Origin of the sequence: Xanthomonas sp. 3075, assembly GCF_014197275.1 — a bacterium.
Lineage (GTDB): Bacteria > Pseudomonadota > Gammaproteobacteria > Xanthomonadales > Xanthomonadaceae > Xanthomonas > Xanthomonas campestris_B.
The window spans coordinates 346,309-369,775 of the sequence record NZ_JACIFI010000002.1; the positions used below are offsets into that span (position 1 = coordinate 346,309).

General features: G+C 65.3%; 16 protein-coding genes. 8 read left to right on the forward strand and 8 right to left on the reverse strand.

Features of this window, described 5'->3' with window-relative positions; translation table 11 throughout:
• Positions 1-689: 689 nt before the first annotated feature.
• Positions 690-2,027: a xylose isomerase gene (gene xylA / locus GGR62_RS03415; RefSeq protein ID WP_184406563.1), complete on the forward strand. Its 1,338-nt coding sequence runs from the start codon at positions 690-692 to the stop codon at positions 2,025-2,027.
• 76 nt (positions 2,028-2,103) lie between these two features.
• Here the strand turns inward: xylA and GGR62_RS03420 are convergent, their stop codons facing one another.
• Positions 2,104-3,165 carry a LacI family DNA-binding transcriptional regulator gene (locus tag GGR62_RS03420; RefSeq protein ID WP_184406564.1) on the reverse strand — a complete coding sequence of 354 codons (1,062 nt, stop codon included), beginning with the start codon at positions 3,163-3,165 and terminating at the stop codon, positions 2,104-2,106.
• Between the two features lie 161 nt (positions 3,166-3,326).
• Here GGR62_RS03420 and GGR62_RS03425 point away from each other — a divergent pair, with 161 nt between their 5' ends.
• The 6 genes from GGR62_RS03425 to GGR62_RS03450 all read left to right on the forward strand — a co-directional run bounded on the left by GGR62_RS03425 (position 3,327) and on the right by GGR62_RS03450 (position 14,894).
• Positions 3,327-5,537 (forward strand): alpha-glucuronidase family glycosyl hydrolase, encoded by a 2,211-nt coding sequence (locus tag GGR62_RS03425; protein WP_184406565.1) that lies wholly within the window; start codon positions 3,327-3,329, stop codon positions 5,535-5,537.
• Positions 5,534-7,498: a sialate O-acetylesterase gene (locus GGR62_RS03430; RefSeq protein WP_184406566.1), complete on the forward strand. Its 1,965-nt coding sequence runs from the start codon at positions 5,534-5,536 to the stop codon at positions 7,496-7,498. The genes GGR62_RS03425 and GGR62_RS03430 overlap by 4 nt, the downstream gene beginning before the upstream one ends.
• Before the next feature lie 11 nt (positions 7,499-7,509).
• On the forward strand, positions 7,510-8,769 hold the full coding sequence (gene manD, locus GGR62_RS03435) for a D-mannonate dehydratase ManD (protein WP_184406567.1): 1,260 nt from the start codon (positions 7,510-7,512) through the stop codon (positions 8,767-8,769).
• Positions 8,769-10,463: a glycoside hydrolase family 43 protein gene (locus GGR62_RS03440; RefSeq protein WP_184406568.1), complete on the forward strand. Its 1,695-nt coding sequence runs from the start codon at positions 8,769-8,771 to the stop codon at positions 10,461-10,463. Before manD ends, GGR62_RS03440 begins: the two co-directional genes overlap by 1 nt.
• 2 nt (positions 10,464-10,465) lie before the next feature.
• Positions 10,466-13,177 (forward strand): glycoside hydrolase family 3 protein, encoded by a 2,712-nt coding sequence (locus GGR62_RS03445; protein ID WP_260305405.1) that lies wholly within the window; start codon positions 10,466-10,468, stop codon positions 13,175-13,177.
• A gap of 292 nt (positions 13,178-13,469) precedes the next feature.
• Positions 13,470-14,894, forward strand: a complete 1,425-nt coding sequence (locus tag GGR62_RS03450) for a mannitol dehydrogenase family protein (protein ID WP_260305440.1) — start codon at positions 13,470-13,472, stop codon at positions 14,892-14,894.
• Between the two features lie 148 nt (positions 14,895-15,042).
• Here GGR62_RS03450 and GGR62_RS03455 read toward each other — a convergent pair whose 3' ends face one another.
• The gene (locus GGR62_RS03455) at positions 15,043-15,429 is read right to left on the reverse strand and encodes a VOC family protein (RefSeq protein WP_184406569.1); all 387 of its coding nucleotides are present in this window, start codon (positions 15,427-15,429) and stop codon (positions 15,043-15,045) included.
• A gap of 306 nt (positions 15,430-15,735) precedes the next feature.
• Between GGR62_RS03455 and GGR62_RS03460 the strand changes: the two genes are divergently transcribed.
• Entirely contained in the window at positions 15,736-16,656 is a 921-nt protein-coding gene (locus GGR62_RS03460) for a kelch repeat-containing protein (protein WP_326520231.1), read from the forward strand.
• A 157-nt stretch (positions 16,657-16,813) separates the two neighbouring features.
• Here GGR62_RS03460 and GGR62_RS03465 read toward each other — a convergent pair whose 3' ends face one another.
• From GGR62_RS03465 to GGR62_RS03490, 6 genes are all read right to left on the reverse strand, one after another.
• Positions 16,814-17,851 (reverse strand): SMP-30/gluconolactonase/LRE family protein, encoded by a 1,038-nt coding sequence (locus GGR62_RS03465; RefSeq protein WP_184406571.1) that lies wholly within the window; start codon positions 17,849-17,851, stop codon positions 16,814-16,816.
• A 75-nt stretch (positions 17,852-17,926) separates the two neighbouring features.
• Entirely contained in the window at positions 17,927-19,111 is a 1,185-nt protein-coding gene (locus GGR62_RS03470; RefSeq protein WP_184406572.1) for an endo-1,4-beta-xylanase, read from the reverse strand.
• A gap of 51 nt (positions 19,112-19,162) precedes the next feature.
• Positions 19,163-19,333, reverse strand: a complete 171-nt coding sequence (locus tag GGR62_RS03475; RefSeq protein ID WP_184406573.1) for a hypothetical protein — start codon at positions 19,331-19,333, stop codon at positions 19,163-19,165.
• An 11-nt stretch (positions 19,334-19,344) separates the two neighbouring features.
• On the reverse strand, positions 19,345-20,766 hold the full coding sequence (gene uxaC, locus GGR62_RS03480) for a glucuronate isomerase (protein ID WP_184406574.1): 1,422 nt from the start codon (positions 20,764-20,766) through the stop codon (positions 19,345-19,347).
• A gap of 41 nt (positions 20,767-20,807) precedes the next feature.
• A complete protein-coding gene (locus GGR62_RS03485; protein WP_184406575.1) occupies positions 20,808-21,797 on the reverse strand; it encodes an endo-1,4-beta-xylanase in 990 nt (329 codons plus the stop codon).
• A 10-nt stretch (positions 21,798-21,807) separates the two neighbouring features.
• A complete protein-coding gene (locus GGR62_RS03490) occupies positions 21,808-23,133 on the reverse strand; it encodes an MFS transporter (protein ID WP_184406576.1) in 1,326 nt (441 codons plus the stop codon).
• Positions 23,134-23,467 lie beyond the last annotated feature (334 nt).

A 23,467-nucleotide genomic window follows, 5' to 3' on the forward strand; every position in this document is an offset into this window, starting at 1 on the left:
TGTAGCTGCCGGGGATGGTGGCTGAGGGGCCGGACGGGTGGATGGGTGGATGGGTGGATGGGTGGATGGGTGGATGGGTGGATGGGTGGATGGGTGGATGGGTGGATGGGTGGATGGGTGGATGGGTGGACGGGTGGACGGGTGGACGGGTGGCGGGACGGCAACCCCCATCCGCCCTTCGGGCACCTTCCCCCGTGAACGGGGGAAGGGAGCGTGCCTGCTTCCGCCAGCGCGCGCGCTCCAGATCCAACCGGCCAGACCAGTCTCTGACCAAGTCCCTCTCCCGCATGCGGGAGAGGGTGCCCGAAGGGCGGGTGAGGGCAGCCCCACCATCACATCACCTGGTACCTAACGCAGTGGCTACGGAACAGGTCGTATCTCGCAGCGCAGCAAGCCTTTCGGCGCCGGGCTGGGTAAAGTCGGGCAGACCGCTTCCCTCGGGATAGGCATGGCATCTTCGGCTTCGCTCCATCGCGCGGCTTTTTTCAGTCGCGATTGTGGTAGCGCTAACATTTCGCATCGCGCAGACGCTGCAATGCATCGACGCGTATGCCATGCGCTGGCTGACAGAGCGCGCAGGCAACACGCCATGGCGATGCTGGATGCGCCTTGGCCGAGTCGCACAGCGATCCGTTCTTGGTAGTGACGCCTTTCACTGTTCCCCTCCCCTTCTGCAGGAGCTTCACCCCATGAGCAACACCGTCTACATCGGCGCCAAAGAATATTTCCCCGGCATCGGCAAGATCGGCTTCGAAGGCCGCGACTCGGACAACCCGCTGGCCTTCAAGGTCTACGACGCGCATAAAAAGATCGGTGACAAGACCATGGCCGAGCACCTGCGCTTTGCGGTGGCCTATTGGCACAGCTTCTGCGGCAACGGCGCCGATCCGTTCGGCCCGGGCACGCGTGCGTATCCGTGGGATGTAGGCAATACAGCGCTCAATCGTGCCGAAGCCAAGGCCGATGCCGCATTCGAGTTCTTCACCAAGCTCGGCGTGCCGTATTACTGCTTCCACGATATCGACCTGTCGCCGGATGCCGACGACATCGGCGAATACGAGCGCAACCTGCAGCACATGGTCGGCATCGCCAAGCAGCGCCAGGCCGATACCGGCGTCAAGCTGCTGTGGGGCACCGCCAACCTGTTCTCGCACCCGCGCTACATGAATGGTGCATCGACCAACCCGGACTTCAATGTGGTGGCGCGGGCGGCGGTGCAGGTCAAGGCCGCGATCGATGCCACCGTCGAACTCGGTGGCGAGAACTACGTGTTCTGGGGCGGCCGCGAAGGCTATGCGTGTTTGCACAACACCCAGATGAAGCGCGAGCAGGACCACATGGCGCGCTTCCTGACCCTGGCGCGCGACTACGGCCGTGCGATCGGCTTCAAAGGCAATTTCCTGATTGAGCCCAAGCCGATGGAGCCGATGAAGCACCAGTACGACTTCGACAGCGCCACCGTGATCGGCTTCCTGCGCCAGCATGGCCTGGACCAGGACTTCAAGCTCAATATCGAAGCCAACCATGCCACGCTGTCGGGCCATAGCTTCGAGCACGACCTGCAAGTCGCCTCCGATGCCGGCCTGCTCGGCAGCATCGATGCCAACCGTGGCAACCCGCAGAACGGCTGGGACACCGACCAGTTCCCGACCGACCTGTACGACACGGTCGGCGCGATGCTGGTGGTGCTGCGGCAGGGCGGGCTGGCACCGGGCGGGCTGAATTTCGATGCCAAGGTGCGGCGCGAATCGTCCGATCCGCAGGACCTGTTCCTGGCCCATATCGGCGGCATGGACGCGTTCGCACGCGGGCTGGAAGTGGCCGATGCGCTGCTGACCTCCTCGCCGCTGGAAACCTGGCGCAAGGAGCGCTACGCCAGCTTCGACAGCGGTGCCGGTGCGGCGTTCGCCGATGGCACCAGCACGTTGGTGGATGTGGCCCAGCACGCAGCCGGTAACGAGCCCAAGCAACTCAGCGGCCGTCAGGAAGCCTACGAGAACCTGATTAACCAGTATCTGACGCGTTGATGCTGTGTAGGTGATCGCTTGGCACATGCATGCGATCACCTGCCGTCTGCACCCATGCAGGCGTGCAGCGTTAGGGCTATTGCGTCGTATCCGCCGCCGGTGCGGCGACCGAATCCCGCTTGACCAGCAGGTGCGCCACCACATGATCGACCATCGCCGTGCGCTCCTTGGCGCGAATCGTCTTCAACAGGATATCCAGCGCGGCATCGGCCATGGCGGCGATGGGCTGCTGCACGGTGGTGAGTTCGGGCCAGACGGCAGTGGCAGCGGAGGTGTCGTCGAAACCGACCACCGACAGATCGCGCGGCACATCCAGCCCACGGCGATGCGCAACCGAAATTGCAGCGGCAGCCATGTCGTCGTTGCTGGCGAAGATGGCGCTGGGGCGGCGTTTGCGCGCCAGCAATTTTTCGGCCGCGACCAGGCCAGATTTGTAGGTGTAGTCGCCCGGTTGCACCAGATGCCGATCCAGACGCAGGCCGGCGTCGGCCAGTGCGGCCTGAAAGCCTTCGAAGCGTCGCGTGCTGGCGGACAGGTTGGGATGCCCGGCGATATAGCCGATGCGCGTATGTCCCTGCGCGATCAGATGCTCGGTGATCTCTTTGGCGGCGGCGAATTCGTCGATGCGCACGCAGGCCACGTCGGGACTGAAATGGTTGGAGGCGATCGCCACCACCGGCACTTTGGCACGCACCAGTTCCAGCACGGCCGCCTTGGATTCGCACAACGGCGGCGGCAGGATCACCCCGGCCACGCCCTTGGCGAGTTTGCGCGCTGCCTTGCGTTCGGCATCGGCGTCCAGGTCGTCCCAGCAATCGATGACCAACTGGATCGAGGTACGCGAGGCAACCCGCAACACGCCCAACAGCAACTCACGCAAGTACGCGCCACTGGGGTCGCTGTAGATCAACGCGATGCGCGTGCTCTGTGCGGCGGCCAGCGCACTGGCGGCCAGATTGGGTGTGTAACCCAGCTTGTCGACCGCGCGCAGCACACGTGCGCGGGTGGCATCGCGCACGCTGCCGTTGTTGTTGACCACGCGCGAGACCGTCATCGGCGAGACCTTCGCCAGCGCCGCCACCTCATCGATGGTGGTCGCGCGGCTGGTGCGGCGGACCGATTTCCTGACCTTCTCCAAGCGTGGCCTCTTCAAGTGGGTGACGAACTTGCACGATGCACACAGACCGCTGCGGGAACGCAAGCGTCTTCTGCATGCATGACGATGCGCTGCATGGTACCGGGAAGCAGGCAGAGCGGCGATACGCCGACGCGTGCATTGACGGCGATGGAGTCTGCAGCATGAGCGCACGTGCAATAGCGCGCTACGTCGCGGATTACCTGGCATTTTCACGGCAATGGCTGCTTGCGGTCGCGCTGCTGTGCAGCGGCCTGCTGGCCAGTGCCCGTGCGCACGCCGAAGACGGCTACGATTTATGGTTGCGCTACCAACCGCTGGCGAATGCAGCGCAGTTGCGCAGCAGCGCAAGCGAGCTGGTGGTGGCTGGCGACTCGGCGACCTTGCAGGCGGCGCGCGAGGAATTGCAGCGCGGATTGTCGGGCCTGCTTGGTGGCGCGCCGCCGTCGTCTGCCGCCATCACGCGCGATGGCGCCATCCTGCTGGGCGCGGCCACGGCGCCGCAGATCGCAGTGTTGACATTGAAGACCACCGGCCTCGGCCGCGATGGCTATCTGATTCGCAGCGTCAGCGTGGACGGGCATCGCGTCACTGCCATTGTCGGTGGCAGCGATGTCGGGGCGTTATACGGAGCATTCCATTTCCTGCGCCTGCTGCAGACCGGCCAATCGATCGCCGCGCTGGATGTGCGCCAATCCCCGCGTCTGCAGCTGCGCATGCTCAATCACTGGGACAACCTCGATGGCGTGGTCGAACGCGGCTATGCCGGTGCCTCGCTGTGGAACTGGCAGACCCTGCCCGGCTACCTGGATCCGCGCTATACCGACTATGCGCGCGCCAACGCATCGCTCGGCATCAACGGCAGCGTGCTCAACAACGTCAACGCCAACGCCTTGAGCCTGACCCCGCAGTACCTGGACAAGGCGGCGGCATTGGCCAAGGTGTTTCGTCCCTATGGCATCCGTGTGTTTCTCAGCGCGCGCTTCAGTGCGCCGATCGAGATCGGTGGACTGACAACCGCCGACCCGCTGGATCCGCAGGTGCAGCAGTGGTGGCGCCACACTGCCGACGCGATCTACGCGCGTATCCCGGATTTTGGCGGCTTTTTGGTCAAGGCCAATTCCGAAGGCCAACCCGGCCCGCAGGATTACGGACGCAGCCATGCCGACGGCGCCAATCTGCTGGCCGATGCACTGGCGCCGCACGGTGGGGTGGTGATGTGGCGCGCGTTCGTCTATTCGCATGAGCAGCCAGATGACCGTGCCAAGCAGGCGTATAGCGAGTTCATGCCGCTGGATGGAAAATTTCGCGACAACGTGATCGTGCAGGTCAAGAACGGGGCGATCGACTTCCAGCCGCGCGAGCCGTTCCATCCGCTGTTCGGCGCGATGCGCAAGACGCCGTTGATGCCGGAGTTTCAGATCACCAAGGAATACCTGGGGTTTTCCACCCATCTGGCCTATCTGGGCACGCTGTTTGCCGAAACCCTGCAAGCCGACACCTATGCGCGCGGCAAGGGCTCGACGGTTGCCAGGACCGTGGATGGCAGCCTGTTCAAGGAGGCCGGTCGCACGCGGCTGACCGGCATTGCCGGGGTGGCCAATATCGGGGCGGACCGCAACTGGAGCGGCTCGATCTTCGACCAGGCCAACTGGTATGCGTTCGGGCGGCTGGCCTGGAATCCGGACCTGTCGCCGCAGACCATCGCGCAGGAGTGGGTGCGCATGAGCTTCTCCAACGAGACGGACGTGGTGACAGCGATCGTGTCGATGATGATGCGCTCGCGCGAGGCGGTGGTGGACTACATGACCCCGCTCGGCCTGCACCACCTGATGGGGCGCGGCCACCATTACGGACCCGCCCCGTGGGACGCCGGCAGCCAGCGCCCCGATTGGGACCCGGTCTACTACCACCGCGCCGACCGCAACGGGATTGGCTTCGATCGCAGTGCCAGCGGCAGCAATGCAGTGGCGCAGTACGCCGCACCGGTGGCACGCGTGTTCGGCGATGTGCAGCGGGTGCCGGAGCGCGATTTGCTGTGGTTCCACCATGTGCGGTGGGATCACCGCATGGCCTCCGGGCGGCAATTATGGGACGAGCTGGTGTGGCACTACGACCACGGTGTGGACGAGGTGCGTGCCATGCGCGCGACATGGCAGGGCCTTGCCGGCAGGATCGATGCGCAGCGTTATCGACAGGTGGCCGCTTTCCTGGCGATCCAGCAGGACGAAGCGCAGTGGTGGCGCGATGCCAGCATTGCGTATTTTCAACAGGTCTCCGGGCGTGCGTTGCCGCCAGGAACGGTGCCGCCCGCGCATCCGCTGGCGTACTACCAGGCATTGAAATTTCCGTATGCACCGGGGCACCCGAAATGAGCGCACGCACGCTTGCCGTTGTCATCGCGGCACTGTCGATATCGCTGGCAACCCGTTGTGCGCACGCAACCGATGCACCGCTGCTGCATGCGCTGTTCCAGGACCATGTGGTATTGCAGCGCGATGCGCCCATCCGTGTCTGGGGCAACGCGGCGCCCGGCGAACGGGTGAAGGTGCAGCTGGATGCACAACCGGTCCTCACACGTGCAGACCGTGACGGCCATTGGGAAGCGCGCCTGCCGGCCCACACTGCCGGCGGCCCGTACAGCTTGCGCGCCAGCACCAACGATGGCGCGGTACAGCAAGTGAGCGACGTGCTGATTGGCGATGTGTGGCTGTGTTCGGGGCAATCGAACATGGAATTGCAAGTACACCGCTCGCTGGATTCGCGCAGCGAGATCGCTGATGCCGATAACCCGCGCATCCGCATGTTCAAGGTGCCCGCGCAATCCAGCCCGACCCCGCAGCGTACCTTCGCCGGTGACGCGCGCTGGCAGCTCACCACGCCGGAGACGGTGAAGGATTTTTCGGCGGCGTGTTACTACTTTGCGCGCGAGCTGCAGAAGAAAGTCGATGTGCCGATGGGCCTGATCAATGCCTCATGGGGCGGCTCGCAATTGCAGGCGTGGATCGGCGAAACGGCCTTACGCGCTGCCGGCGACGATGGCCCCGCACTGGATGTGCTGGCGCGTTACGCGGTGGACCCGGTGGCTGCTGCGCCGCGCTGGGGCGCGCTGTGGGAGACCTGGTGGCATGCCCACGGCGATGGCGAACCCTGGCATCCGGATGCGCCTGGCACCTGGCAAGACGCACCGGCCACGTTGGGCGCATGGGACGACTGGGGCGTGCCGCAGTTGGTCGGCTTCAATGGCATGGTCTGGTACCGCACCAGTGTCGCGCTGACCGAGGCGCAAGCCGCACAGGACGCCACCTTGCTGCTTGGCCCGGTGGATGAGTTGGACCAGACCTGGGTCAACGGCGAAGGTGTGGGCAGTACCTACGGGGCCGATCAGCCGCGTCGCTACCGTCTCGCGCGCGGGCGGCTGCATGCCGGGCGCAACAGCATCGTGGTCAATGTGCTCAACACTTATCGGCGTGGCGGGCTGTTGGGGGATGCCTCATCGCGTGCCCTGCAGTTTGCCGACGGCAGCACGCTGCCGCTGACCGCGCCCTGGCAGTACCGCATCGTGCCGCCGCAAGTGGGCACCCCGCCGCGCGCACCGTGGTCGTCGGCGGCCGGGCTGACCACCTTGTACAACGGCATGATCGCCCCGCTCGGTCACCTCGGGCTGCGCGGCGTGCTGTGGTACCAGGGCGAATCCAACGCCGGCGATGCGGCGCATTACCCTGCGCTGCTGACGGCATGGCAACGCGATTGGCGACAGCGTTTCGGCGCGACACTGCCGTTGCTGGTGGTGCAACTGGCCAATTACGGCGCACCGTCCGCAGCACCGGTGGACAGCGGCTGGGCGCAACTGCGCGAGGCGCAACGGCGCTTTGTCGCCAGCGATGCACACGCCGGCCTGGCGGTGACGATCGATATCGGCGATCGCTACGACATCCATCCGGCCAACAAGCAGGAGCTGGGCCGGCGCCTGGCGCGTGCGGCGCGCCATGTGGTGTATGGCGAGGCGATCGCGCCATCGGGCCCGGTGCCGCGTCGCGTGCGACGTGAGGGCGACACCGTCAGCATCGCCTTCGACGACGTGGATACGGCGCTGCTGAGCTATGGCGCCGATGCGCCGATCGGTTTCGAAATCTGCGGCGATCCTGCACACAGCTGCCGCTATGCCAGCGCCACGCTGCACGACCACGCCATCAGCCTGCACGTTCCTTCCGGCCTGGATCCCACGCGCGTGCGCTACTGCTGGGCCGACAGCCCGGTATGCACCTTGTACGACCGCAGCGGCCTGCCCGCCGGTCCGTTCGAACTTCCCGTTACTGCCGTCACTTCCCCCTGAGCGAGACCACGATGTCCCAGATTCCCGATTCCCCCGCTCCGCTGCAAGGCTCTGCCCGCGATCGCGAGATCGTCGAGGCGCGCGTCATCATCACCTGCCCCGGCCGCAACTTCGTCACCTTGAAGATCCGCACCCGCTCCGGCATCACCGGGCTGGGCGATGCCACGCTCAATGGCCGCGAGCTGGCAGTGGCGGCGTACCTGCAGGAACACCTGGTACCGAACCTGATCGGCCGCGATGCCGGACGCATCGAAGATATCTGGCAGTTCTTCTATCGCGGTGCGTATTGGCGCCGTGGCCCGGTGACGATGAGCGCGATTGCTGCGGTGGACGTGGCGCTGTGGGACATCCTGGGCAAGATGGCCGGCATGCCGTTGTATCAGCTGCTCGGTGGGCGCTCGCGCGAAGGTGCGCTGGTCTACGGCCACGCCAACGGCCGCGATATCGCCGAAACCAGCGACGAAGTGGGCCGCTTCCGCGAGATGGGCTTTATCGCCATCCGCGCACAATGCGGCGTGCCCGGCATCAAGAAGACCTACGGCATTTCCAGCGGCGGCAAACCGTACGAGCCGGCCGAAAGCGAACTGCCGACCGAAACGGTATGGTCCACGCCGCGCTATCTCGGTGTGGTGCCGAAACTGTTCGAGCAATTGCGCAGTGACCATGGCGATGAGATCGAGCTGCTGCACGACGCGCATCACCGGCTCACCCCGATCGAGGCCGCGCGCCTGGGCCGCGACCTGGAGCCGTACCGCCTGTTCTGGCTGGAAGACGCCACACCTGCAGAGAATCAACGCGCATTCGAAGTGATCCGCCAGCACACAGTGACGCCATTGGCGGTGGGCGAGGTGTTCAACTCACTCTGGGACTGCAAGCACCTGATCGAACAGCAGCTGATCGACTACATCCGCACCACGATTGTCCACGCCGGCGGCATCACCCACGTGCGTCGCCTGGCCGACTTCGCCGCGTTGCATCAGGTGCGCACCGGCTTCCACGGCGCCACCGATCTGTCGCCGGTGTGCATGGGCGCGGCATTGCACTTCGACACCTGGGTGCCCAACTTCGGCATCCAGGAATACATGTTCCATTCCGACGAAGCCAACGCGGTGTTCCCGCACGATTACCTGTTCCGGGACGGCCGCCTGCATTGCGGCGAAACGCCCGGGCATGGCGTGGAGATCGACGAGGCGCTGGCTGCCAAGTATCCGTATGTGCCCAAGCAATTGCCGGTCGCACGCCTGGAAGACGGCGCGATGTGGGACTGGTGATGCGCCTGCTGCCGGCCGTGGTTGCGGCGCTGCTGGTGGCGTTGGCCTCGCCTGCGCCCGCGCAGGCGCAGGCGCAGGCCGAGGTTGCCTTCGATTGGTTCGATTATCGCGGCGACGATGCGGTGTTCGCCACGCCGTTGCCGGCTGGCCATTACCGCAACCCGGTGCTGGCCGGGTTCTACCCGGACCCCAGCATCACGCGTGTGGGCGATCGCTATTACCTGGTCAATTCCACGTTTGCGTATTTCCCGGCGATTCCGGTGTTCGAGAGCCGCGATCTGGTGCACTGGACGCAGGTCGGCAACGTGGTCGAGCGGCGCGAGCAGCTGAACTACGACGGCCTGACCGTCTCGCGTGGCATGTTCGCCGCCAGTATTCGCCACCATGACGGACGCTTTTATGTCGTAGGGACCTCGGTCGACAGCGGCGGCAACTTTATCGCCAGCGCCAGCAACGCCGCCGGTCCCTGGTCGCAACTGACCTGGCTGCCGGGCATCGACGGCATCGACCCGTCGCTGTTCTTCGACACCGATGGCAGCGCGTATCTGCTCAACAACGGCCCACCGGAAGGCACGCCGTTGTACAAGGGGCATCGCGCGATCTGGATGCAGCGCTTCGACATCGCCACCAACCAACCGACCGGCCCACGCAAGGTGCTGCTCAACGGCGGCGTGGATCTGGCCAGCAAGCCGATCTGGATCGAAGGCCCGCACCTGTATCACCGCGACGGCTGGTACTACCTGTCGTGCGCAGAGGGTGGTACCGGGCCGCAGCATTCGCAGGTGGTGCTACGCAGTCGCAACGTGTGGGGGCCGTTTGAGGCGGCGCCGCACAATCCCATCCTGACCCAACGCGACCTGCCGGCCGAGCGCACGCACCCGATCAGCAATGCTGGACACGTGGATCTGGTGGACACACCCGATGGGCAGTGGTGGGCGGTATTTTTGGCCAGCCGCCCGTACGCGCAGGACCGTTACAACACCGGGCGCGAAACGTTCTTGCTGCCGGTGCAATGGCGCGATGGCTGGCCGTCGATCCTGCCTGCCGGCAAGCCGATTCCGTACAGCGCCAAGGCACCACGCACTACGCAGCCGCACATCGATCAAGCGCCGCTGTCGGGCAACTTCAGCTGGCATGACGATTTCGACACCGCCACGCTGCGGCGCGAGTGGCTGTTCCTGCGCGTGCCCAAACAGGATGTGGCCGACCTGCGCACGCGTTCTGGTTGGTTGACGCTGCATGCCAGCACGCACGGCCTGGATAGCAGCGCGACACCGGCCTTTCTCGCACGTCGCCAGCAACACACCCGCTTTACCGCGAGCACGGCGGTGGCGGTGCCCGCGCATTCCGGCGTCAGTGCCGGGCTGGCCGCGTTTCAGAACGCCAACGCGTGGTATGCGCTTGGCGTGCGCCGCAACGGCGATGCACTCGACGTTTTCCTCGACAAGCGCGATGGCGCCAACACGACAACCTTGGCGCGCACCCGCGTGCCTGTCACCACGCAACTGCGCTTGCAGATCATTGGGGATGGCGGCGCGTACAGCTTCGCCTTCGATGCCGATGGTCGCGGCTGGCAGACGCTACGCCGCAACGATGACGCCAGCATGCTCAGCACCGCACAGGCGGGTGGCTTCGTCGGCAGCATGATCGGGCCTTTTGCCCAGTTGGACCCGGACCGTACCAAGGAGGACTGACCATGCACCCGCACTTCGCCCACCTCGCCACTGCTCCACGCCGCGCGCTCACACGCAGCGTCGTGTTGGCACTGGCACTGGCACTGGCCGCCGCCAGCACCCAGGCTGCCACCCCACCGCCGTATCTGGATTCGCAGCGCCCCTTCGACGCGCGCGCCGCCGACCTGGTATCGCGCATGACGCTGGAGGAAAAAGCCGCGCAGATGCAGAACGACGCGCCGGCCATTCCCAGACTGCAGGTACCCGCCTACGATTGGTGGAACGAGGCATTGCATGGCGTTGCGCGTGCCGGCGGGGCGACGGTCTTCCCACAGGCGATCGGCCTGGCGGCGACATTCGACACGCCGCTGATGGCCGAGGTGGCCACCGCCATCAGCGACGAAGCACGCGCCAAGCACCACGCGTTTCTCGCCCGAGGCGAGCACAAGCGCTATCAAGGACTCACGTTCTGGTCGCCCAACATCAACATCTTCCGCGACCCGCGTTGGGGACGCGGGCAGGAAACCTACGGCGAAGACCCGTTCCTGACCGCGCGCATGGGCGTCACCTTCGTGCAAGGCCTGCAAGCCCAGCAAGGCCCATACCGCAAGCTCGATGCCACCGCCAAGCACTTCGCCGTGCACAGCGGCCCGGAGGCCGACCGTCATCACTTCGATGTGCATCCCAGCGAGCGCGATCTGCACGAAACCTATCTGCCTGCGTTTCAAGCCTTGGTGCAGGAGGGCAAGGTCGCTGCGGTGATGGGTGCCTACAACCGCGTCAATGGCGAATCGGCGTCGGCCAGCACGCGACTGGAAGGCATCCTGCGCCACGATTGGGGCTTCGACGGTTACATCGTCAGCGATTGCGCGGCCATCCGCGATATCTGGCAGAACCACAAGATCGTCCCCACGCCCGAAGCCGCCGCCGCGCTGGCGGTCAAGCACGGCACCGACCTGGATTGCGGCGATACCTATGCCGCATTGCCGGCTGCGGTGCGCGCCGGTCTGATCGACGAAGCCACCATCGACACCTCGCTCAAGCGCTTGATGACCACGCGCATGCGCTTGGGCATGTTCGACCCGCCCGCCAAGGTGCCGTGGGCGCAGATTCCGGCATCGCGCAATCAGTCGCCACAGCACGATGCGCTGGCGCGCCGTACCGCGCGCGAATCGCTGGTGCTGCTCAAGAACGATGGCGTGCTGCCGCTCAAGCCCACGCTCAAGCGCATCGCGGTGGTCGGCCCCACCGCCGACGACCCGATGTCGCTGCTGGGCAACTACTACGGTACGCCCGCCGCACCGGTCACCATCCTGCAAGGCATCCGCGATGCGGCGCCACAGGCGCAGGTGGTCTACGCGCGCGGCAGCGACCTGGTGGAGGGACGCGAAGACCCCAACGCCGCCGCCCCGATCGACACGCGTTATCTGCGCCCCACTGCCGATGCCAAGCAGAACGGCCTCACCGGTGAATACTTCCGTGGACGTGCATTGGCCGGCCAACCGGTGCTGACCCGCATCGACCCGCGTATTGCCTTCCGCTGGGATCGCAATGGACCCACCGACGATGCCGTCGGTCGCGGCGAACTGAGCGCCGCCAATGCACTCGGCCCGGACGATTTCAGCGTGCGCTGGCACGGCCAGTTGCTGGCGCCGACATCGGGCACTTACGAGCTGCAAGTGGCCGCCGACGATGGCGTGCGCCTGTACCTGGACGGCAAGCTGCTCATCGACCAGTGGGCCGATGCACCGCGCATGCGTGGCGGCACCGCCAGCGTCGCCTTGGATGCCGGCAAGGCCTACGACCTGCGCCTGGAGTACTACGAAGCCACCCGCGACGCCGGCGTACGTCTGGCCTGGCGCATGCCCGGCGCCAAGCCGCCGCTGCAGGAAGCGGTGGATGCTGCGCGCAACGCCGAGGTGGTGGTGTTCGTCGGTGGCCTCACCGGCGATGTCGAAGGCGAAGAGATGGACGTCAATTACCCCGGCTTTGCCGGCGGCGACCGCACCGACATGCGCCTGCCCAAACCGCAGCGCGCGTTGCTGCAGGCATTGCAGGCCACCGGCACGCCGGTGGTCGCGGTGCTGACCACCGGCTCGGCCCTGGCGATCGACTGGGCGCAGCAACACGTGCCCGCCATTCTGCTCGCCTGGTACCCCGGCCAGCGTGGCGGCAGCGCCGTGGGCGATGTGCTGTTCGGTCAGGCCAGTCCCGGCGGCCGCCTGCCGGTCACGTTCTACAAGGAAGACGAGCGCCTGCCTGCCTTCGACGACTACGCCATGCGCGGGCGCACCTATCGCTACTTCCAGGGCAAACCGCTGTATCCGTTCGGCCACGGGCTGTCGTATACCCAGTTCGCCTATTCCGATCTGCGCCTGGATCGCAGCAGCGTGGCCGCCGACGGCACGCTACGCGCCACCGTCATGCTCAAGAACACCGGCAAGCGCGCCGGCGACGAAGTGGTGCAGCTGTATCTGCATCCGCTCAAGCCGCAACGCGAGCGTGCACTGAAGGAATTGCACGGTTTCCAGCGCATCACCCTGCAACCGGGCGAACAGCGCGAAGTGAGCTTCACCATCACTCCGCACGCCGCGCTGCGCATCTATGACGAGCAGCGCAAGGCGTATGCGGTGGACCCGGGTGCCTACGAGGTGCAGATCGGCGCCTCCAGCGCGGATATCCGCGCGCAACAGCGGTTCACCGTCACCACCGCACAGGCGGCCGACAACCGTTGACACGTGCGCCTGGTCCCATGCCCCGCTTCCGAGGCTCCCTTCTCCCGCCTGCGGGAGAAGGGAACCGAAGGACGAGTGCAGACGCCGCACACGCCCACACACGCTGCTGCCAGCAAGGCATCGCGCCATGCGCCTGCCCGCTCCCGAGCTTGCTTCTCCCGCCTGCGGGAGAAGGTGCCCGAAGGGCGGATGAGGGCAGCACACGTCCCATGTCAGCCATAACGCAAAGAGCCCCGCAGTGACCGACCACCCGACCGCACTCCCCCCGCTGCGCACAGACCTCGTTCACACCTTGCCGCCCGCCATCGTCCGTCCGGACTACGATCGCGCGGCGACCCGGATCGGCATCGTCCATCTCGGCGCCGGTGCCTTCCACCGCGCCCACCAGGCTGTCTATATCGACGACCTGCTCGCAGACGACCCCGGCTGGGCCATCTGCGCGGTCTCCCTGCACAACCCGCAGGTACGCGATGCACTGCGTCCGCAGGATGGGCTCTACACGCTCGCCCTGCTCGACGAACACCCGCAGCTGCGCGTCATCGGTGCCATCGGCGAGGTGCTGTGCGCGCGCGACGAACAAGCCGCCGTGCTCGCCCGCCTGTCCGACCCCGCTGTGCGCCTGGTCACCCTCACCGTCACCGAAAAGGGCTATTGCCTGGCTGGCGACACGCTCGATCTCGCCCATCCGGACATTGCGCACGACATCGCCCATCCCGCCACCCCGTGCAGCGCCATCGGTTATCTCGTCGCCGGCCTGGACCGGCGCAGGCAACACGGCATCGCGCCGTTCACCGTGCTCAGCTGCGACAACCTGCCCGACAACGGCAGCCTGCTGCGCCGCGCCGTGCTGCACCTCGCAGATCAGCACGATCCCGCGCTTGCCTCCTGGATCGACCAGCACGTCACCTTCCCGCGCTCGATGGTCGACAGCATCACCCCGGCCACCGACGATGCCCTGCGCGCACAGGTGCAAGCGCAGACCGGCGTGCACGACGCCTGGCCGATCCAGCGCGAGCGCTACAGCCAATGGGTGATCGAAGACCGCTTCTGCAATGGCCGCCCCGCGTTCGAACGCGCCGGCGCGATTCTCAGCGACGATATCGCCGGCTACGCACGCGCCAAGTTACGCCTGCTCAACGGCCCGCATTCGGCACTGGCCTATCTTGGTAGCCTGCTCGAACTGGAGACCGTCGCTGACGGCATGCGCCACCCGCGCCTTGCCGCCTTCATCGAAACGCTGATGCGCGAAGACATCGCCCCCACGCTGCACCCCATGCACGGCTTCGACGCGCAGCACTACATCGACGCCATCCTCGCCCGCTTCCGCAACCCCGCCATCCGCCACCTGCTCGCGCAGATCGCCTGGGACGGCTCGCAGAAGATTCCTGTGCGTTTGCTCACCACCATCGCCGATGCACTGGCCGCCGGACGACGCGTCGATCGCCTCTGCATGCCGGTGGCGGCATGGCTGCAGTTCGTGCGCAGGCAGGCGGGAAATGGTGTGGCGTTGGTCGATCCGTTGAACACGGCGCTAAGCCACATTGGGCGTTCGATCACTGGCGCTGCCGGCCATGACATCGCAGCGTTTCTTGCGCTGGATGCGGTGTTCGCATCGCTCGGTGGCGATGCGCGTTTTGTAGAGCCGCTGCAGATCGCTTACAAGGCATTGGGCGACGGCAAGCCAGCGGACGTAGCGCGGGCGATCAGCTCAACGTAGACAACCAACATGACATGCCAGCTCCGCATACGCCTGCGCAAAGCAGCCCTGCTGTCCACACGGGGTCACGCACTGCGCGGTCATGCAGCGCACCCAGCAGCAACCTGTACACGTCACGCGTGCAGATCTCGATAGATCCGGCATGCGCTTAGCCCTCGATCATCTGCCCGATCCGAAGCAGGTTGCCGTCCTCGTCGACAATCGCAAACTCCCGCATGCCCCAGGGCTTGTCCGCGACCGGATCGAGGCGCGGAATGCCACGTGTCGGCAGATCGGCCACCCGCATGGCGGCGTAGACCTCATCGGCATTGCCAACCCGGATGTAACACCCTGCATAGCAGGCTGCCGGCTCAAGGTCCGGATGCGCAAAGAAATGCAGTTCCACCTCGCCACGCGTCAGGATCGCGTACCCGGCATCATGCGGATGCGCGTCTCCGACAAATCCAAGGCGACGATAGAACACAAGCGTTCGCGCGATCGAACGGCTTGGCAGCAGCGGGATGGTGCGTTCGGTCGCGGAAGAATCGGAAGCCATGCGTTCCCTCGTTCGGTGACTACTGGCGCAACTCGATGGACCTGCCCGCGCATTCTACTGTTTCGACAATGCGCATGTTGACTGCGCCTGCCTTTGCACGGCGCCGGTACTGATCAGCTTGCCTGGAAGCGGCAGAAGGTGGTGATGTGTCGATCCACTTGCCATTCCGCATCCAGGGAGTGATCTGCCATGACACCGTCAGCAAATGCTTTGTGTGTGCTTCTGTTGTCGACTGCATCGGCATGCTTGCCTGCGTTTGCCGGGACCGCCGTGCACACGCCTGGATCGCCGACGGAGCAGCACGCAGTGCATTGGAAAGCAGTGGCTGGCAAGGGCACACCGCATGCACGCCACGAGAACAGCATGGTGTCGATCGGCGAGCGTCTCTATCTGATCGGCGGCCGCGATGATCGGCCACTGGCGATCTACGACAGCAGGACGCGCCGCTGGTCGCAAGGCAGCAAACCGCCATTGGCCGTGAATCACGCGCAAGCGGTGGTATCTGCCGGAAAGATCTACCTCGTTGGCGGGTTCACCGGCAATTATCCGGAAGAACCTTCACTGACCCACATGCTGATCTACGATCCTGCCACCGACCGCTGGCAGGTTGGTGCAGAGATTCCCAAAGACCGTCGCCGTGGCTCTGCCGGCACGGTGGAGCACGACGGTGTGCTGTATCTGGTGGGCGGCAACACGCGTGGTCATATGCGGGGCTATGTCCCGTGGCTGGATGCGTTCGACACCCGAACGCAGCAATGGACCCAGCTACCCGACGCACCGCGTGCGCGCGATCATTTCCACGCGGTGGTGATCGATGGCAATGTGTATGCAGCCGGCGGACGCAGGTCGGCACACGAAAGTGGCAACACGTTGGCGCAGACGATTTCCGAGGTCGATGTGTACGACATCAGGCATGGCACGTGGCGCGTGGCACCGGCCGCGTTACCGACCCCGCGCGCCGGTGCCGCCGCCATCGCACACGCCGGGCAGCTGCTCATCATGGGCGGCGAAAGCATGCGCCAGGTCAAGGCGCACGACGAGGTCGAAGCCTTCGATCCGGCGACGTCCACATGGACGACACGTGCAGCCTTACCACAGGGGCGGCACGGCACCCAGGCCGCGGCGATCGGCAGCGATCTCTATCTCGTTGCAGGGAGCGCAAACCGTGGCGGCGGCCCGGAGCTGGAAGACATGCTGGTGTTGAGTGACGTGCAGATGGCGCGATAAATATAGGTAACCGGCAACACCTCAACCCGCGATGTTGGCGGGAGACAGGACAGCGGCCACGGCCACGGACGATCGGGCGTCATCCTAGCCAATGACCGCTCCCAGGATGGAGCGGCACATTCAGCATGTTGTGCTTTGTGGTCGCCTGGAACAGCCTCTAGCGCGCAAACTCCAACCCAAGCGCTTTCACCCGCACCCGCGTCAACATCGCATGCGAGGTCATGTACAGCGTGTGGCCGTCATTGCCGAACGCGCAGTTGGAGATCGGCTCGCCAGTTTCGATACGGCCCAAGCGCTGTCCAGCCGGATTGAACACGATCACGCCACCCGGGCCGGTGGCGAACAGGTGGCCATCGGCGGCCACCGCCATGCCATCGGGCAGGCCGGGCGCATCCTTGGCGACCAAATCGGAGGCATCGGCAAAGACACGCCTGCCGGTCACGGCACCCTTGGCATCGAGCGCATAGGCCATCCAGATCGGGCGCTCCGGGTCGGAGTTGGACACGTACAAGGTGCGCTCATCCGGCGAGAGCGCGATCCCATTGGGAAAGCCCAGGGTATCGTCCAGCAGATGCACGCTGCCGTCGCTGTCCAGGCGATAGACGCCATTGAAGCGCAGCTCCTTGACCGGCGAGTCGTTCATGTTTTTGAGGCCGTACGGCGGGTCGGTGAAGAACACCACGCCGTCGCTGCGCCGAACCACATCGTTGGGGCTGTTAAAGCGTTTGCCTTCGAACTGTGTCGCCAGCGGCGTCTTCTTGCGGGTGGCCGGGTCGAGCCGGGCAATGATGCGGGTACCGGAGTCGGCCAGCAGCACGCTGCCGCTGGGTTCGGCGTACAGCCCATTGGCGCCGGGTTCGCGCAGGGTGTCCAACGCCGGGCCGCTATAACCCGACGGCGACAGGAACACCGACAGGCCCGCGTCCTCGGACCAGCGATAGAGCGTGTTGTCCGGCACATCGGTGAACAGCAGATAGCCGCCGTTGCGGACCCAGGTCGGGCCTTCCGACCAGATGAAGCCTTCGCTGAGCTTTTCGATGCGCGCGTCGCTGGCGACCATCTCGCTGAAGCGGCGATCGAATGTTTTCAACTGCCCGATCGCGGTGAAACGCGGCGGTGGCGGCTCTTTCCTGGTGCAGGCGGCGAGGATTGCGAGCAACGGAACGGCCAACAGCAGATAGGGCGGCAAGCGCATCGGTCAATCCACTAGCGAAGTGCGGCCATGATGCCATCCTGCCTGTGCACGAGGCAGATACACGCACGTGACACGTTAGCGCTCGCTAGCGGCCGCAGGCACCGCCAACACCGCATCCAACGCGGGCTTCGGTTGATGATTGCGATCGAACAGCAGTGGGTAGTTGGTGCGGCCGGGCACGGGATAATCGTTTTTCCACGACATGTCATCGCTGACACCCCAGACGCTGACACGTGCGAGCTTGTCGCGCTTGCGCCAGAACAGCGCGAACAATTCGGCGTAGCGATCACGCAGTTGCGCCTGCACGTCGGGCGGAAGGCCATCGCGATAGGGATCGAGAAAGCGCTTGAATTCCGGTAGCTGAAACTGCTTGTGGGCAAGGCCGGTGCCGATGACCTGACCTTCCTTGGTGAGCGGCAGGACATCGACGTCCAGCTCGGTGATCATCACCTTGATCCCCAGCGCGGCGTACGCATCGATGGCGTCTTCGATGTCGCGCAGGCTTGGGTAGTCGAGCCCCCAGTGCCCCTGCATGCCGACGCCATCGATACGGATGCCGGCGCCCTGCAGCATCTTGACCATGCGCACGATGCCATCGCGCTTGGCCGGCCGCCAGGCGTTGAAGTCGTTGTAGTAGAGCTCGGTGTTCGGCGCATAGCGCTGGGCAAACGTGAACGCATTACGCACCACCGTGTCGCCATCGCCGACGCGCTGCACCCAGTTGGTGGAACGATAACTGCCGTCTTCGTCGATGATCTCGTTGACCACATCCCAGCCCTGCACCTTGCCGACATAGCGTCCGGCCACCTGCGCGATGTGCGCGCGCATGCGCTCCAGCTGCGCCTGCGGGGTATTGGGCTTGCCTTGCGCATCGACGAAGAACCAATCCGGCGTCTGGTTATGCCAGACCAGCGTGTGGCCGACCACGAACATGTGGTGGCGGCGCGCATAACCGACGAACGCATCGGCGGCACTGAAGTCGAACACGCCGGGATGCGGCGAAACCACTTCGGCCTTCATGACGTTCTCGGCAGTGATGGCGTTGAAATGACATGCGACCAATGCGGCAGAGGCCGCATCCTTGCCGGAGACGATGTCGGCATTGACGGCAGTGCCGACCAGGAAGCCATCGGCATAGGCGCGCTTGAGCGAACTGCTGCGGCTGTCGCACGCGGCAAGCGCGGGCAATGCGATGACGATGCCGATGGCGGCCAAGCCGATGCGCAAGCGCGTTGCCGGACACACGGTGGGTTTATGCATGGCTGGATTCCTGTTGAAAGGCCACCTGAACTACATCGGCCGCACACCGCCTCATTCCGCCACGACCTGCGTGCTCGCCGCGTGCAAGGTGTCCGATTCCACACGGACGATGATGACGCCGCGTGCACCTGGCTTCGCACGCACGATGGCCAGGCAGCGGCCATTGAGGACATCGCGCCATTGCGCATTGAGCACCAGACGCGCGCGCGGGCATCGCTGCACCGCGCACAGCCTCACAGCTTGTAGGCCCGCTTGGGCAGGCGATACGCCAGATCGATCGCCACCTCGACCGCTTCGTCTTCCTCCAACCGATGTTCGGCCACCAGTTTGGCCAGGAACGCGCTATCCACGCGTCGCGCCACATCGTGCCGCGCAGGGATCGACAGAAACGCACGCGTGTCGTCGTTGAAGCCCACGGTGTTGTAGAAGCCGGCGCTGGCCAGGGTCTGCTCGCGGAACCGCCACATGCCTTCCGGCGCGTCATGGAACCACCACGCGGGGCCGAGCAGCAGCGAGGGGTAATGCCCGGCTAGCGGCGCCAACTCGCGGCTATAGCTGGTCTCGTCCAGGGTGAACACGATCAGCCGCAGGCGCGGGTCGTTGCCGAACCGGTCCAGCAACGGTTTGAGCGCATGCACATAGTCGGTGCGCATCGGAATGTCGGCGCCCTTGTCGCGCCCGTAAGTCTGGAACAACGGCCGGTTGTGATTGCGGAAGCAGCCCGGGTGCAGCTGCATCACCAACCCGTCGTCCAGGCTCATCGCCGCCATCTCGGTCAGCACCTGCGCGCGGAACAACTCGGCCTGTGCGGGTGTGGCTGCGCCACGCACCACGGTATCGAACAGCCGTTGCGCCTCGCCCGGCGAGAGATCGGCAGTGGCCGCACTGGGGTGACCGTGATCGGTGGAGGTGGCGCCATGCGCGGCAAAGAACGCGCGCCGCTGCCGATGTGCGCGCAGATAGCCTTGCCAGCTCAGCACGTCCTCGCCGGTGAGCGTGCCGAACTGTTGCAGTGCGTCGGCAAACTGTTCGTGCTCCGGGTCCACCACCGGGTCTGGACGGTAGGCGGTGACCACGCGTCCCTGCCAGCCGCTGCCGGCGATGGTGGTGTGATGCTGCAGTGTGTCCAGCGGCGATTCGGTGGTGGCGATCACCTCGATGTTGAAGCGCTCGAACAACGCACGCGGTCGAAATTCCGGCGTCTGCAGGGCGGCGGTGATGTGATCGTAGTAATGATCGGCTGTGCCGGCATCCAGGCGAATGCGCAGATCGAATACCTTGTGGAACACGTGATTGAGCCACAACGCCGACGGAGTTCCGCGCAGCAGGGTGTAGTGCTCGGCAAACACGCGCCACGCCGTCCGTGGATCGACGGCTGCGTGCGACCCGTCCGCACGTGGAATTCCCAGCGCATCCAGCCCGATGCCCTGGCTGTAGAGCATGCGGAACACGTAGTGGTCCGGCACCAGCAACAACGCGGTGGCATTGGCGAACGCTGCGTCGGTGGCGAACCATGCCGGATCGGTATGGCCGTGCGGGCTGATGATCGGCAATGCGGCGATCTGCGTATACAGGCGGCGCGCGATCGCGCGCGTGCCTGGGTCGGCAGGCAACAGGCGGTCGTCGTGCAGCGTCAAGGATGTGGGTGTGGGCATAGGTCAGTCGACAAACAAACGAAAGAGAAGTGGTACAGCGCTCATGGCGCAGCACTGCGATGCGCGGCCACATACTGACGCAGCCAGGTCAGCGCCGGCCGCTCGCTGCCATCGGTACGGATCAGATAGGCCGCCTCCTTGTCGCGCCACAGCCCCGGCCGAAAGCCCCACAGCGTGATGCCGTGGACGCCGGGGTGTTCCCAGAACACCGGAAACACGCGCTGGTAGTCGGCTAGTTGCTGCGCATCGCTTGGGCCGTCCAGATCGAATTCGGTGATGTACAGCGGCAGACCGGTGGCGGCCAATGCATCGAGATTGGCGCGATGCACCGACATCGCCACCTCCGGCGTGGTCTCGAAGGCGTGTTCCTGGATGCCGATGGCATCGACCAGCTTTTCGCGCTGCAGCAGCTGCACGATCCGCAGATAGGTCCGGGTGGCCTGCGGGTTGTTGGTGATGCTGTAGTCGTTGATCATCAGTCGCGCGCGCGGGAAATCTTTCCGCGCAAGCCGAAACGACTGCAGCACCCACTCCCAGCCACTTTCACCGTTACCCCCCAGTGCCTGCAGATAGTTGCCGCCGCCGGTGTCGTTCTTGCTGGGCGGGTCGTTGAGCGGCTCGTTGACCACTTCCAGCAGGTCGATGTCCGGGTAGCGCTGCGCCACGGCGGCAAACCATTGCTCGATCTCGCGGCGTTGTTCGGCCGGCGGCAACGACTTGATCCACTCCGGTTGCTGGTTGCCCCACACCATCACGTGCATCTGGAACGGCAAGCCGTTGGCCTTGGCGAAGGCATAGGCGGCGTCGAGCCCGCTCCAATCCATCCGATCGCGCACCGCTTCCACGCTGCCCCACTTGCCGCTGTTCTCGGGGGTGAGCTTGTTCCAGTACTGGGTAAAGTGTTGCGCTTGTTGCGGGCCATAGGCGCTGCCTAGGAACTTGGATGCACCGGACGCCAGTGGTTCCGCATGCACACCCATTGCACTGCTCGCCGCCAGCAACAGGCCCGCTATCACATTGCATCTGCGCATGATGGTTCCCTCAGGACGATGCGGTCGGTGCAGCCGCATTATCGATCGGCACGTGCGCCGGCTCCAGGCGCGGCACCAGCAGGTGGACCACCAACAACGCCAGCAGATAGGCCGAGCCCGCCATCAGGAAGACCGGCACGTAACTGCCGGTCGCCTGCAGCAGGAATCCGATGAAGGTGGCGATCACCATGCCGCCCACCGCGCCGGCGAAGCCACCGATGCCGACCACCGTGGCGACCGCATGGCGCGGGAACATGTCCGATGGCAGGGTAAACAGATTGGCCGACCAGCCCTGATGCGCGGCAGTGGCCAGGCCGATCAGGCCAACCGCCACCCAGAGATTGTCGGCACGCGCGGCGAACACGATCGGCACCACCGACAGCGCGCAGATCAACATGGCGGTCTTGCGCGCACGGTTGACACTCCACCCTCGCGCGATGAAGCGCCCGGCGACCCAACCACCGGCAATGCTGCCGATATCGGCCAGCACGAAGATCACGATCAACGGGGCGCCGAGTTGCAGCAGGCTCAATCCGTATTCGGCATGCAGGAACTTCGGTAGCCAGAACAGGAAGAACCACCAGATCGGGTCGGTGATGAGCTTGCCCAGCACGAACGCCCAGGCCTGCCGATGCCGCAACACCTGCAACCACGACAGCCGCTGCTGCACCGGCTCGTGCGCATCACTGCGGATATGCGCCAGCTCGGCAGCCGACAGGTTCGGTTGCTGCTCGGGCGGGTGATAGCTGAGCCACCACACCACCAGCCAGGTCGCACTGAGCACGCCGGTGAACAGGAAGGCCGCCTGCCAGCCCCAGGTCGTGGCGATCACCGGCACCAGCAACGGCGCGACGATGGCGCCGATGTTGGAGCCGGAATTGAAGATGCCTGTCGCCAGCGCGCGCTCGCGGCGCGGGAACCATTCGGCCACGGTCTTGAGTGCCGCGGGAAAGTTGCCCGATTCGCCCAGCCCCAGGAAGAAGCGTGCAATCGCAAATCCCATCACCGTGGTGGCCAGCGCATGCCCCATCGCCGCCAGACTCCAGACCCCGATTGCCAGGGCGTAGCCCAGGCGCGTGCCGAAGCGGTCGATCACCGCACCGCTGCAGAGCAACCCGAGCGCATACGCTGCCTGAAATGCGGTGACGATGTAGCCGTACTGGATTTCGTTCCAGCCGATCTGTGTCTGCAAGAACGGCGCCAGTACGCCGAGCACCTGGCGATCGACATAGTTGATGGTGGTGGCTGCCAACAGCAACGCGCAGACACGCCAGCGCACACGCCCCAACCGTTCCACGACGCCATCAGGCGCACTTTCCGGCGGCAACTGGCTCATGCGCGCGACCACCGCAACGGTGCTACATGCAACAGGTAGTGGGAATTCGCGTAGCGAACGTCGCCACGCGGCGCCGCATCTCGAAGGCAGTTCGGGGTCTTGCCGCTGTGTTCTTCGGTTCGAGTCATCGACCACTGCGCCTGCACGAAGGTGGCCTTGCGCCACGGGTGATAGCGCTACCATTACCATGCCGCCGCGATAAATCCATCGCGCAGTGCAGCACGCGGCAAGCGCATGTCTGTGCGGCGACGTATCGACGTGCCGCGCCGCAACGTTGGCCGCCGCAGTCGGCCAACTATGCTGCCCTGCAGCGTGCTGTTCCGAATTTGGTAGC

Bases quoted from the DNA above. Each gene is read 5' to 3' on its own strand.
- GGR62_RS03445 (WP_260305405.1), top strand. From the start codon at position 10,466: ATGCACCCGCACTTCGCCCACCTCGCCACTGCTCCACGCCGCGCGCTC.
- GGR62_RS03485 (WP_184406575.1), bottom strand. From the start codon at position 21,797: ATGCGCAGATGCAATGTGATAGCGGGCCTGTTGCTGGCGGCGAGCAGT.
- GGR62_RS03490 (WP_184406576.1), bottom strand. From the start codon at position 23,133: ATGAGCCAGTTGCCGCCGGAAAGTGCGCCTGATGGCGTCGTGGAACGG.
- GGR62_RS03465 (WP_184406571.1), bottom strand. From the start codon at position 17,851: ATGCGCTTGCCGCCCTATCTGCTGTTGGCCGTTCCGTTGCTCGCAATC.
- GGR62_RS03470 (WP_184406572.1), bottom strand. From the start codon at position 19,111: ATGCATAAACCCACCGTGTGTCCGGCAACGCGCTTGCGCATCGGCTTG.
- manD (WP_184406567.1), top strand. From the start codon at position 7,510: ATGTCCCAGATTCCCGATTCCCCCGCTCCGCTGCAAGGCTCTGCCCGC.
- GGR62_RS03430 (WP_184406566.1), top strand. From the start codon at position 5,534: ATGAGCGCACGCACGCTTGCCGTTGTCATCGCGGCACTGTCGATATCG.
- GGR62_RS03455 (WP_184406569.1), bottom strand. From the start codon at position 15,429: ATGGCTTCCGATTCTTCCGCGACCGAACGCACCATCCCGCTGCTGCCA.
- GGR62_RS03425 (WP_184406565.1), top strand. From the start codon at position 3,327: ATGAGCGCACGTGCAATAGCGCGCTACGTCGCGGATTACCTGGCATTT.
- uxaC (WP_184406574.1), bottom strand. From the start codon at position 20,766: ATGCCCACACCCACATCCTTGACGCTGCACGACGACCGCCTGTTGCCT.
- GGR62_RS03440 (WP_184406568.1), top strand. From the start codon at position 8,769: ATGCGCCTGCTGCCGGCCGTGGTTGCGGCGCTGCTGGTGGCGTTGGCC.
- xylA (WP_184406563.1), top strand. From the start codon at position 690: ATGAGCAACACCGTCTACATCGGCGCCAAAGAATATTTCCCCGGCATC.